Origin of the sequence: Hahella ganghwensis DSM 17046, assembly GCF_000376785.1 — a bacterium.
GTDB lineage: Bacteria > Pseudomonadota > Gammaproteobacteria > Pseudomonadales > Oleiphilaceae > Hahella > Hahella ganghwensis.
Map to the genome: position 1 here is coordinate 25569 of NZ_AQXX01000078.1, position 11975 is coordinate 37543.

Sequence of the window (11975 nt, forward strand, 5' to 3'; positions counted from 1 at the left end):
TATTTATTCTTGCCCCGAGAAACCAGGGAAAACTCCTTGGCGGGCGTGAGCCTATTCACTCAGCACCGACAATTATCAAATATGCATATATTTAAGGTAGCAGAAGGCCGGTAGACTGCCCACTTGTTGGCTGTTGGGGGCCTTGGAAAAAGTGCTGCCTCATTGATCGGGCCATTGAATTTTTTGATATAGAGTCATTAGCTTGTCACCTTTTTGCGGGTTCAACGACCTCAGGTAAGCAATTTTACCTTTCAAATGCGCCTGAAAATTCGGGAGTTGTTGGTGATTCTGACTTATGGGACCGTGCCTGGCGCAGTTGTTTAACATGGCTTTCAATGAATCGAATTGCTTTCTTGAAAGGTTGGTTTTTTCGTTAACCACTATTCCGGCCACCTGCTGGCGCTGTCCCTGACCCACCACGGCACTTTTTCGAGTATTCAGGGAAAAGCCTTCTTCTTCTGCAATCGCCCCCACAAGGTGCTGTAGTTTTTCAGCGGCATGTTGACTCATTCCAGGGCCGGAAAGCACAAAGTCATCGGCGTAACGGCTATATCGATAGCCCATCTTTTTTGCCAGGCCACTAAGTCTGTTGTCCAGCATTGCCGCGGCAAGATTAGACAGTATGGGAGACGTCGGTGCTCCCTGGGGGAGGTGAGGTCGTCTGAACAGTTGAATATCCCGCTCAGTCATTATTCCCGGTGGGGGTCTTAATTTTGCCCTCGGTGTTTTGTTGGTCGACAGTCTTGAGAGAATCTGAGTCACCCGATGGTTGTACCCCAGGCGGCGAAATATTCTGTATACCTGCTGGTAGCCGATGGATAGAAAGAAGTCCTTCAGATCAAATTTGAGAAGTAAGGATTGTCCCTGGTGCAGTCTCGCGTGAGTCAAACAGGAATGACCTTGCCGATAGCCCTGGACTCCAGAATGCAGGGGAAGGGGGGATAATATTTCCCGGTGGATTCGGCGTTGCAGGCTTTTCAGCAGTGGCTTCGGGGACTCCAGCAATCTTGCTCCGCCTCTGGGTTTCTCCAGCCAGCGGTAATGATAATGTTGTAGACGGGAGTCTTGACCAAACTCCTCGCGGTACTCATTGATCAACCAGAGCAGATCATGGTGAGATAAGTGGAGCCATGCCAGAAGGTCACCCTCAGTTGCCAGTTTTGGCAGATTACATACCTCGACAGGGCAATTGGAGGGAAATGTTGGCGGAAGCGTCTGGCATTTAATATGGCGAATGCGAGGCGTTGTGTCCTCTTCCACAAATGCCAGCAGAAAGTCTTCACAATCCAGAATAGCTTCTGTTAACTGGCGCTTAAGCGTTTCGGAGTCTTCCCCTTTGACGAAGTCCGGGGATCTGCCGAGTGCAACCAATGGGCTGAGCCATTCAGGCTCTTCCCCCAAAACCTTTGTCAATCTCTGCCTTTGGGAAGCTACATCCCGCGGACCAGATAGCAAAGTCTCCGCCAGAGAGGTGGCGACCCAACGTTGGTAATTCATGATGAGTACATCGTCCCTGGCGGTGAAAAAAGAACAACACTTCAACCAACTCGTGTTGCCGGTAAAGTATCTGCGCGCATAGCGCAGGGCCTTACCGGCGGTGATATGTGTCGTTGACGTTTAACCCCGGGGTAACCCCGGAGTTTCCGGTGACAAATGACTGACTCATTGCTTCCGGAATCGCTTGAAGTGTTGTTGGGGGCAAAGTAGATTGACTGATGCTTATTGTCAACATTGGCAATACAATAATCGGATATTCATTGTCCCGATGAGGGGCCGGTCTGGAGCGAGACAGGGAAAGAATACTGGGCTGAATCAGGCCATTGCCGGACATATCTAAAGAAGGAACAGCGCGTATGTCGAGAGAAGCAGCAGTAGCAAGTCATTACACTCATGGTGATCTACTTACAGCGATTAAAACCTCACTGGCTGATGTGGGGAAGTCGTTGGATGAACTGACGATTCACGATCTGGCAGCACTTGATGAGTTTCATATTGGGGGTAGGGCTGCCACGGAAAATTTATTGAATCAGCTGGATATTGAAATTACGGATCATCTTCTTGATATCGGATGTGGAATCGGTGGGGCTGCCAGGTATGCAGCCCAGAGTTTTGCCGGTCGGGTCACTGGTGTCGACCTGACGGAGGAATATATCAATACCGGGAATGAAATCTGTTCCTGGGTGAGCCTTCAGGATCGGGTGACGCTGGCCTGCGAAAGCGCACTGGCGTTGCCTTATAAGGAACAAAGCTTCGATGCTGGCTACATGATGCATGTCGGGATGAATATTGAGGATAAAGCCTGCTTATTCTCTGAGATCTATCGGGTGTTGAAACCGGGAAGCAAGTTTGGGGTGTATGACGTGATGCTGGTTGGCAATGATGAACCGACCTTTCCGATGCCCTGGGCCAATACGCCTGACACCAGTAGTTTATCGTCTCCGGCAGAATATCATCGCTTATTGCTACAGGCGGGGTTTGACATTTTGGCGACTGATAACCGTCGTGAGTTCGCACTCAGCTTTTTTGACGAGATGCGAGCCAGAATGGCGGCCCTGGAAGGGCAGCCTCACTTGGGATTACATACCCTGATTGGTGGAGATATGGCGGAGAAATTCCGCAACCTGATCGCTGCTGTTACTGCTGGAGTGTTAGCTCCGGTTGAAGTGATTGTGATTAAGTAGACTCTTGTAATTGAAAAGCCGCTTGCCTTTAGATTGACGCATTGGGTAATCCGGGGGATATCCCCCGGCTAATGTGGCTTCTTCGGTTCGAGGAAGATCTGGCCGGAAGCTTCATCAAACTGTTGTGTCAGGCGTTTCAGCTGTCCGCCCAATTCGTGCAGACTGCGGACAGCCGTTTCCACCTGCTGAATACTGGAGACATTCTCCTGACTGGCCTTGCGGATATTCTCCATGGCGTCTGCGATTTGATCCATTCCTACATTCTGCTGTTTACTGGTCGCGGCAATCTGAATTGCAACCTCTGCAGATTCCGTCAAACTCTGGTTGAGGGTAGTGATCGCCTTGCCACTGACTTTGGCACGCTGGTGTCCAGCCTCGACAGCCTTACTACCCTGTTCGGCAACCATGACCGCTTTGGTCATTGCCTTCTGGACATCGTTGAGAATTGAACGGACCTGTGCTGTTGCCTTTTTTGATTGTTCGGCAAGGGCTTTAACTTCCTGTGCCACCACAGCAAACCCCCTGCCGAATTCCCCGGCTTTTGCTGCCTCTATAGAGGCATTAACACCCAGCAGATTGGATTGCTCCGCCATATCGCTGACCATGGAGACCACATCCCCGACCGTCTGGGTTTGTTCGCTCAGCCTGAGGATGCTCTCCCCAATGGCGTTCATTTGTTCTCGAATCTGAGACATGCTGTGGAGGGTTTCTTCGACGGCTTCACTGCCGTCTTTGCCGACGGATTGAGTACGCTCTACGCTGTCAGAGACAACCTTGGCCCTTTGTCCGGCGGTAATCGCTGTTTGCTTGACTTCCTGCACGGTTGTCGCGATTTCACTGATGGAGCTGGCGGTCTCTTGCGTGGTGGAAGAGGCCTGGTTAACTGACTCCATGATTTGTTCACTGGTGGATGTCAGTACACTGATGCCCTGTAACAGTTCCTGCATCAGTAGCTTTTCTTTTTCTTCAGCATGCTTGCGCACTGATATGTCAAGAACACTGGCAAGAACCAGCAGGCCGTCACCAGTTTCCATGGGATTCAACCCGATTTCTACCGGAAACTCCGAACCGTCCCGGCGGCGACCATAGAGATCGCGACCACTACCCATAATGCGCGCTTGAGGGTTACTCAGGTACACGGCGATGTAGCTGGAGTGGTTTTCTCGAAATCTTTCCGGAATCAGCATGCTGATGGGGAAACCGATCAATTCTTCTCGAGGGTATCCAAACACTTTCTCCGTTTGACTGTTCACCATAGTAATGGTGCCGGTACTGTTCACCTGAACAAGGGCATTCGGTACTGACTCTACAACCTGTCGAAACTGTTTTTCCGCTTTTTTTCGTGCTGTGATATCAATAATGCTGGCCAGGGCGAGACTTTTGCCTCCTGACTGGATGGGCGTCAGCCCTATTTCTATGGGAACTTCGCTACCATCCTTGTGTAATCCAAAGAGATCTCTTCCGGCTCCCATGGCTCGACGAGAGGGCGTCGAAAAAAAAGTGTGGCGGTGGTGAGGGTGGTTGTCCCGATAGCGCTGAGGGACCAGTGTTTCTATTGTCTTTCCTAAGAGGTCTTCCCTTGAGTAGCCAAATAGCGACTCTGTCTGGGCATTGACGAGTAGAATCTGACCACTATTATCGATCAGTACGATAGCGTTCGGCGAGAATTCAACCACATTGCGAAGCATGTCGAGCTCCGCCGGCCGACTGAAAATGTCGAGTCGAATGCGGCCCCACATAGAGTTCTTCATGAGGCTGTTTCCTTGTCATCCCGATTTTGACGGACCGAAAGCGTTGGCTATCACTGCCATTCCAGTCAACATGCTCGGTTTTCTCGAAGGATAGTTGCCCCTGGCAGCTATTTCCAGTTCGGGCGTTGATATCTGTTATTGGCGTTTGGTTATTCTTGGACGCTTCGGCATTCAAAAAGAAGTTCTCCGAGCTTGTTCAAGCTGCCGTTGTATGTGCCTCAAATAATAGACCAGCAGAGATTAATAGGATTTTACGCATAATTTGGAATCTTTTAAATAAACACGAAACTCTGAAAAAGTCATTGAGTCACTTAGCTGTTCACAATAGAAGTAATGATATTTGGTCAGCGACTGAGTCAGCTTTATATTCATTAGTATCGCGGAAACTGCTAAGAATAGGGTGAACACAATAAGAAGCCGGTTTGCCCATTTCTTTATTTTCTCTGATGGAGATTTTGTTCCCTCGTAAATTGCCCAGACGTGTATCACGGGGACTACGAGCAGCACGAGGACAAAGGTATACCCTGATTGGAATGATACTTCAGGCTGAGCGTTAATAACCTGATTCAGTAAATCTGACCAGGTCGTCATTGTGTAGAAAGCGGCAATTAGTGCCGCTATATCCAGCACAAGTAGAAATAAGTGGGCGTGTAATTTAGACATCTGTTTAAAGAAAATTCCTTTCCCTGGAGGAACACCATGCGTTGCCTGCCACTTCAGTGTATTTTCCAATTTGATCATGGCCCTGCCAAAAGCGCCTTGATTTCAAGATTAAGACTTTACCAGTGGATCGCTGTAAGTCGTTGTTAAAAGAGAAGATTGCACCATTTTGCCAGCTTTATTCATAGTGCTTCAATCGGTAAAAGGGTATAGAAAAGTGAATTTCTGGCACAGTAACTTTTCTGAATTTATGGGGCTGCCTACCTAAAAATAAGCCAGGATCGTCTAAACTTAATAGAGTTGTTGTCACGAAATGGAGATTCGTCATGACATATTCGACTGATTCCGAACACCTCTCAATACTTCCGTCCGTTCCTTTACATACTTCATCAATGCGCCGTCACATCAGTGCGGCTGAAGATCATCTGTTAAATCGATCTGAGCCGTTGCGCCAGTGTTCACCGGAACAGATGTTATTCCATCGATACAGAGAGGCAGGAGCACCTCACGGACCGGCTTTATATGCGGTCAAGGGGGAGCACTGGAATGGTGTGTGCCCGGCTTTTCTGGACTTTATCAACAATTTCCGGTTTCGGCCGGAGGATATGGGCTACGCCGAGTGCGGTTACGGTATCCAAAGACATCGGGATTTCCTGCGTCAATTCATTGTTCGTGAGCATGACCTGAGTGGGTTGGAGAATAGCGGGGCAGGTGAGATTGATGTCGGGTGTCTGGCGATGACTACCCGCATGGCAATGTATGATCTGGCCAAGGTGGTTTATCAGGAATTTAAAGTGCGCTGGCCGGGCCAGCAACCGGTTGCCCTGGTGCCAACGCCGGGTTGGGATTACAGAGGCATTTTTCGTGATGTCGGGTTTGATGTGTCCTATCTTCCCATTCGGCCGCAAAAAGGTTGGAAACCGGACCTGGCTGAGTGGAAAGATCTTGTTGGTGCCTATCGGCAGCATCCTACCAAACGAGTGGCATTGGTAGTCAGTAACCCACAGCACAATCCAACAGGTAGGCAGTGGCCGATCGAAGTGACTGAATTCCTGTTGTTACTCTGTGCTGAAGAGACTGCTTATCTATTGATTGATGATGCCTACTTCGGCGTGCACGACCCCCGGATTCCGATTGTTAACCATCTGAAAGCAGTACTGCAGAAATTGAATGAAAAGGGCGGAAGTAATGCTATGGTCCGCTCCGGTATGTTTGAGCGCTGGGTGGCGACCCGTCCCTTTGGCAAGCAGTTCAGTTGTAACACGATGGGGGTGGCTGCAATTACTTCCTCACCGGCGTTACTTCGTCGTCTGGCGAGAGAATCCTGGATTAATCGATACCACTGTAATACCCATAATGCTGAAGTAATGTGCGCATGGCTGGCAACAGACGCAGCTGCTGACTGGACTGTTGAAACCGGTATGCTTTACACACGTCAGAAAGAACGGGTGAAGGATAAACTGATCCATCAGTTGGGTTGGCCGGAACAGGGCGTTTGCATCGGCCCGTCAACGTCTTACATGATGTTTGCTGTCCCTGAAGTTTACCAGAGTGAACCTGAGGGTATTGATCGTTTCAGGGATGATCTTTTCTATGCCACCGGCACCTTGCTGTGTGCGTCTCTATTTAACCAACAGGCTCCGGCCCCCTATGTCAGGATGCACCTGGGAAGTCATCCCGACATCATAGATGAATTTATCCGCCGCTGGTGGGAGGCCGGTTTGCACTATCACCAGGACAATCTGTTTCCGGGAGTCGATGCGCTGAAATGCCCCCTGCCACAGCAAGTATTCCGAGCGGAAGCCAAACCTGGCATCGCAGTAAAGTCGATAACTGATTGAGCCTTAATTGATCTAACCCTCTACTCAACCCCAGGGTCGCTACCCTGACTCTTGGGGTGTATGGGGCGAAGGAAGTTTTAAAAATTCAAAAAAACTTCGAAGATATGTCGAGATTCCCTTTTTCTGTTCGACCAATCAGAAACAACCCATGGTTGATAGCCGTTAGGGTGTTTGATTAAACCTTTCGAAGGAGAAAGTGTATGTCTCGTATGATTTTTATCAATCTGCCTGTGGAAGACCTTAAAGCTTCCATGGCGTTTTATCAGTCTCTTGGTTTTGAGAACAACCCTCAGTTTACTGATGATACGGCAGCTTGCATGGTGTGGAGTGAGAGCATCAACGTCATGCTTCTGACGCATGAAAAATGGCGCACCTTTACCAGTCGCCCCATACCGCCTTCCAGTTCCAGCGAAGTGATGCTGGCCATATCCTGTGAGAGTCGGGAAGCGGTGGATGTCATGAATGAGACAGCCGCCAAAAACGGTGGAACCGCCGATATCAATCCCATGCAGGATTTTGGTTTTATGTATAACCGCAATCTGGCAGATCCAGATGGCCATGTCTGGGAAGCAATGTGGATGAATATGTCGGCATTTCCTTCGGGTGATGCTGGGAAGTGATTCTGGTATATGGGCCAGAAGCTTGATGGCCAAGGAAGCAGGAAGGATAGTCGGAAGCTCAATCTCTGACTACCTTCTGTATCGTTATTAATAAACTTGCAGGTAAAACGGGATTACTTTTTGGCCGCCACTGGGTCTTCCCCAAAATCTCCTTCAAGCCAGTCATGGTAACCCATGCACATACCATCACCTTCTGTAAGGTTGACTTCGTCAATGACCGCACCGGTATCCTTTTTAATCAGAGTCACTTTGGTTTCCAAGCTAACTGAATAGCGCTCGTTATCAAGGTTTCCTGAAACACCATCTAAAATCATCATGACGCCGTATAAAGCATCATTGATTCCTTCTATAATTTTTTGTCTTGTCGGTTCATCTGTATTCTCATTAATCTTTTTAATAGCATAATTTCTCGCATCTTCGGTAAATATCAGGCCTGCGGCGTGCTGCAGCCACAGTTCTCTTGCTCTTTTATCCTGAGGTATCGCTTTAAGCTCATAATCGTCTGATGACATGGAATTTCCTTGTAATGCCTAACGTAGGTTTATTCTGTTTTTGATGCATTTTCCAGTTTACGAGTATTTTGAATAGGCTTTATTGTTGAGTATATCGCTTTGCACAAGCTGTGCTTATTGATATTCCGAAAGTGAATGACTCTGGTAGTATGAAGTATCAATAAACAGGAGATAGCCGTGCCTCATTTCATACTTGATTGTTCAGAAGATATTCTGGATCAGCTTTCTCAAGAGAGTATCATTGATCAGATTCATCAAGTCGCACATGCGTCGGGGCTGTTTGATGAGCAAGACATTAAAGTCCGGGTGAATCCTTACCGGATATATCTGGTGGGCGGCGGAAAAGCCCCCTTTATTCATGTTTTTTCTCATATCATGCAGGGGCGAAGCACAGAGCAAAAAGCAGCGCTTTCCCAATCAATTGTCCGCACCTTAATGTCGATGTTCCCAGAGGTCCCCAATATCGCCATGAATGTGAGTGAGTTTGAAAAGGCAACCTACGTCAACAGGAAAATGCTGTAAGCCATGAATGTGTGGGTTTCTTTGCCGTAAAAGAGACATGTTCCGTCTGTCCTGGCTGTTCCTGCGATGGTGTCCTTGCTTAGCATTATTCAAAGGTTCCTATATGTCATTCAATTCTTCCTGACGGACATCAACACTTAACACTTCTCTTTTATGTTATAAATTGTCTTTTGTGTAAAATAGTCGAATCGTTACAGGATTAACGAATTTTTGAAGCGAAGGAGTTGTTATGAAATCTCTTCAGTTAACCACCCATCCGATCCTGGTCGCAAAAGACTTTGTCATCTTTCCCGTGTTAACGGGATTCTCTGCGTCTCTATACATTAATTGAATAAAACATTTCCCTGAGGGGAGTGCGCTCCAGGGATTTGCTAATGATTGAGCAAGAAGGAATCAAGCGCTGTGCTTGCGTCCAAGAAGTGATGAACAATCTGGCTTTTCTATCAGCGCCGAGCCGGTAACCCTACATGCCTTAAAATGGGAAAACGAAACCTTATAAGAGGAATAGAGAACAAGCTTCCCCTCTGAGTTTCAAATACTCTGAGTTTCAAATTCAAAGGAGCGATCACGTACAAAGGGACGATCATAAGGAGTAAACAATGGACAGAACAGGAATGTTTGAGCCTAAAACTTATGAGGATGTTTTTAAACCGATCGGAGAGGCAACAACGTTGCCAGCCTGGTGTTATACCTCGCGGGAATGGTTTGAAAAGGAGAAAGAAACGGTATTTGGCGGGGCCTGGCACTTCGTCTGTCTGGAAAGTTCATTAGCACCAGGACAATTCGTTACCCGGGAGTTTCTGGGCAACAATATTCTGGTGCTAAAAAATGCACATGGAAAAATAAAGGCGTTCTATAACACCTGTCGACATCGTGGAGCGCCAATAACGGATGAAAAGACCGGTCAGGCGAAAGCATTGGTCTGCCCTTATCATAAATGGGCATACGATCTCGACGGAAAACTCCTCAAGGCTAATGGGTTGACGGCAGAATCAAGGCAGAGGACGACCTGTAACCTGAATTTGCGTCAAATATCAGTTGAAGTAGCCTGCAACTTGGTATTCGTGAATTTCTCCAAGCAACATGTCAGTCTGCGGGAATATCTGGGGGATTACATCGAGTCGGTTGCCATGCCACACCGTATTGACCGGATGAGGTGTATTCATCACCGGGAGTACACCCTCTGCTCCAACTGGAAGCTTTATATCGAAGTAGATATGGAAACATTACATACTCCCTGCATCCATAGTGACTCCATTGGGAAGCAACCAGTAGAGGTTCTTCAAGGAGCTGGTGAATGGCTGGGAGTATTTAACCGCAGTGCTGATACCCCGGCCCTGAAACCTGCGTACAGAACCAAAGGGTTTCCACATACCCATGGAATATACGGAGAAGGAAGCAACGGAACGCATTTCTGCGTGATACTCCCAGGTTTTTTTATTGTGACTGCTCAGGATTGTATGTGGTGGATTCAGAAAACACCGATTTCGGAAAATAAAGTCAGTGTAAACGTTGGTTATTGTTTTCCTGAGGAAACTTTGGAGAGGGAGGACTTTGAGTCAGTTTACAGACGCTATAAAGAGCGCTGGGATCAGGTTGTCGAAGAAGATGACTGGATTACTGAATATCAACAAAAGGGGCTTAACGATCTGGTATCGGGAATCTATACGGATCAGGAGCGAGTGGTACAAATGCTCGATCAGAGGATTCTCAGAAAAGTGTTGGGTGATCGACTCGCCGGCACCAGTGAAAAGCATGATGCCACAGACCCTGCGGTGGCCATGTCTGGTCTTGGTCAAGCGGGCCCCAGTACATGTGAGAGCACTTGCAATACTAACTACGAAAGCATCTGCGAAAACACCCACGAGAGTACCTGCGAGGGATAAAGCCACCATCAATACATTTAATCTGCACACTCAATCGGCAGATGGGATGCCGGTTAAACAACAGGGAAATGACTGATGTCTACACTCAAAGAGAGATTTCCGCTGACCAGCTTGCCGGTGCTAATCGGTATAGGATTGGTTTCAGCCGCTTTGTTCAGCCTGACGTTTGTTATCAACTACAACATATCCTTCGGCGATGGCAGTTGGGTCTGGACGGCCGTGCTGAGATATATGTTCACTATTTTTATCCTTCTAGTGTTTATTTTCCTGTCAAAGGGACGGCAATATTTTAAGGAACTGCTGGGGTTGTTCAGGCAGCACATGGTGTTCTGGATGATCGCGGGCACGTTTTCCTGTGGCTTCTTCTACGCCGGAATCGCTTTCTCATCCGAGTATCTGCGCGGTTGGGTGGTAGCGGCCACTTTTCAGCTCACTATTATCTTTTCCCCCTTTGTCCTGATGTTCATGGGCTACAAGTTCCCACTGCGGATGCTCCCATTTTCATTCCTGGTTTTGATAGGCGCCACTTTGGTTAATTGGACCAATGACATTGGAGCTACCAACCTGGACTTCGTGCTACTCGGTGTGTTGCCGATAGTTATTTCCGCGATTGCTTATCCCTTCGGCAACCAGTTAGCAAATTCCGCTAAAAACGGGGGGCTGTCATATGTTCCCGTTATCCACTCCCCGATATTGAATAATGCGTTCTCAGTGGTTCTTCTATTGTGTCTGGGATCAATTCCTTTCTGGTTGTTGCTTGTTGCCATATTCCAGCCGGGGGTGCCGGGGGAAGGGCAATACCTGCAGACCTTTATCGTCGCCTTATTTGCTGGCGTCCTGGCAACTTCTGTATTTATTTATGCCCGGAACCTTACCTCTGATCCAGTCAAAGTCGTCGCGGTGGACACTACTCAGGCGACCGAAGTGTTGTTTGCTCTGGGTTTCGAGCTGGTATTCGTCGACCCCCGGTTGCCTACCTATGTTCAATTAGGCGGCCTGGCTCTGGTGCTCTTTGGTTTGTTGGGGATTGGATTGCGATGGGAAAGGTTTTTTATGTCAAAACTTAAGAATACGCAGATTTCACAATCCCTTTGATGAAGGAGTTACGCTCCTCGGGCCGCCATCCTTTTTGCAGGAGATGAGCCAATTGGTCGAATGATTGTGATTTGGTTTTTCTCATACTTTTGACAGCTTGATTTTTTAATATTAAAGCTATTAAATGTCATTTTTATGATTTAGGGAGGCTCTGAATAACTCCCCAAATCAGTCATAATACGGCCAACTTCACTCATCAGGAATACTATCCATGGATCAGATGACTTTCTCCGAAGCTGAATACCAGAATAAGAAGCGTAAGACCCGCCGGGAAATCTTTCTGGAGCGAATGGATAAGCTGATCCCATGGAAACGCATGGAAAAGAAGATCGCCCGCTATTACCCCAAGGGCGAGAACGGCCGCCCTCCGTATCCGTTATCCACCATGCTTCGTGTCCACTGCATGC

At 47.9% G+C, this 11975-nt stretch carries 11 protein-coding genes; 7 read left to right on the plus strand and 4 right to left on the minus strand.

Annotated elements, in window-relative coordinates:
• Positions 1-159: 159 nt before the first annotated feature.
• Complete coding sequence (locus F566_RS0104710) at positions 160-1497, minus strand: reverse transcriptase family protein (protein WP_020405823.1); 1338 nt, start codon at positions 1495-1497, stop codon at positions 160-162.
• A 356-nt stretch (positions 1498-1853) separates the two neighbouring features.
• Between F566_RS0104710 and F566_RS0104715 the strand changes: the two genes are divergently transcribed.
• A complete protein-coding gene (locus F566_RS0104715) occupies positions 1854-2681 on the plus strand; it encodes a class I SAM-dependent methyltransferase (protein ID WP_020405824.1) in 828 nt (275 codons plus the stop codon).
• A gap of 68 nt (positions 2682-2749) precedes the next feature.
• Here the strand turns inward: F566_RS0104715 and F566_RS35225 are convergent, their stop codons facing one another.
• Positions 2750-4432, minus strand: coding sequence for a methyl-accepting chemotaxis protein (locus tag F566_RS35225; RefSeq protein WP_020405825.1), 1683 nt, complete (start codon positions 4430-4432; stop codon positions 2750-2752).
• A gap of 240 nt (positions 4433-4672) precedes the next feature.
• Positions 4673-5173 (minus strand): hypothetical protein, encoded by a 501-nt coding sequence (locus F566_RS0104730; RefSeq protein ID WP_020405826.1) that lies wholly within the window; start codon positions 5171-5173, stop codon positions 4673-4675.
• A 245-nt stretch (positions 5174-5418) separates the two neighbouring features.
• Between F566_RS0104730 and F566_RS0104735 the strand changes: the two genes are divergently transcribed.
• Together F566_RS0104735 and F566_RS0104740 are read left to right on the plus strand one after the other, a co-directional pair.
• Entirely contained in the window at positions 5419-6933 is a 1515-nt protein-coding gene (locus F566_RS0104735; protein ID WP_020405827.1) for an aminotransferase class I/II-fold pyridoxal phosphate-dependent enzyme, read from the plus strand.
• Positions 6934-7133: 200 nt separating this feature from the next.
• Positions 7134-7553 carry a VOC family protein gene (locus F566_RS0104740; protein WP_020405828.1) on the plus strand — a complete coding sequence of 140 codons (420 nt, stop codon included), beginning with the start codon at positions 7134-7136 and terminating at the stop codon, positions 7551-7553.
• Positions 7554-7666: 113 nt separating this feature from the next.
• On the opposite strand, the gene F566_RS0104745 is transcribed toward F566_RS0104740, so the two are convergent.
• On the minus strand, positions 7667-8065 hold the full coding sequence (locus F566_RS0104745; RefSeq protein ID WP_020405829.1) for a hypothetical protein: 399 nt from the start codon (positions 8063-8065) through the stop codon (positions 7667-7669).
• 177 nt (positions 8066-8242) lie between these two features.
• On the opposite strand from F566_RS0104745, the gene F566_RS0104750 reads away from it, so the two are divergent.
• The 4 genes from F566_RS0104750 to F566_RS0104765 form a co-directional block, all read left to right on the plus strand.
• A complete protein-coding gene (locus tag F566_RS0104750) occupies positions 8243-8587 on the plus strand; it encodes a 5-carboxymethyl-2-hydroxymuconate Delta-isomerase (RefSeq protein ID WP_020405830.1) in 345 nt (114 codons plus the stop codon).
• 599 nt (positions 8588-9186) lie between these two features.
• The gene (locus F566_RS0104755) at positions 9187-10473 is read left to right on the plus strand and encodes an aromatic ring-hydroxylating oxygenase subunit alpha (RefSeq protein WP_020405831.1); all 1287 of its coding nucleotides are present in this window, start codon (positions 9187-9189) and stop codon (positions 10471-10473) included.
• 75 nt (positions 10474-10548) lie between these two features.
• A complete protein-coding gene (locus F566_RS31970; protein WP_020405832.1) occupies positions 10549-11568 on the plus strand; it encodes a multidrug resistance efflux transporter family protein in 1020 nt (339 codons plus the stop codon).
• Positions 11569-11779: 211 nt separating this feature from the next.
• Positions 11780-11975 (plus strand): transposase (locus F566_RS0104765; protein ID WP_020405833.1); only part of this gene is annotated, 196 nt, incomplete at its 3' end.

Bases quoted from the DNA above. Each gene is read 5' to 3' on its own strand.
- F566_RS0104740 (WP_020405828.1), top strand. From the start codon at position 7,134: ATGTCTCGTATGATTTTTATCAATCTGCCTGTGGAAGACCTTAAAGCT.
- F566_RS0104710 (WP_020405823.1), bottom strand. From the start codon at position 1,497: ATGAATTACCAACGTTGGGTCGCCACCTCTCTGGCGGAGACTTTGCTA.
- F566_RS0104715 (WP_020405824.1), top strand. From the start codon at position 1,854: ATGTCGAGAGAAGCAGCAGTAGCAAGTCATTACACTCATGGTGATCTA.
- F566_RS35225 (WP_020405825.1), bottom strand. From the start codon at position 4,432: ATGAAGAACTCTATGTGGGGCCGCATTCGACTCGACATTTTCAGTCGG.
- F566_RS0104735 (WP_020405827.1), top strand. From the start codon at position 5,419: ATGACATATTCGACTGATTCCGAACACCTCTCAATACTTCCGTCCGTT.
- F566_RS31970 (WP_020405832.1), top strand. From the start codon at position 10,549: ATGTCTACACTCAAAGAGAGATTTCCGCTGACCAGCTTGCCGGTGCTA.
- F566_RS0104755 (WP_020405831.1), top strand. From the start codon at position 9,187: ATGGACAGAACAGGAATGTTTGAGCCTAAAACTTATGAGGATGTTTTT.
- F566_RS0104730 (WP_020405826.1), bottom strand. From the start codon at position 5,173: ATGATCAAATTGGAAAATACACTGAAGTGGCAGGCAACGCATGGTGTT.
- F566_RS0104745 (WP_020405829.1), bottom strand. From the start codon at position 8,065: ATGTCATCAGACGATTATGAGCTTAAAGCGATACCTCAGGATAAAAGA.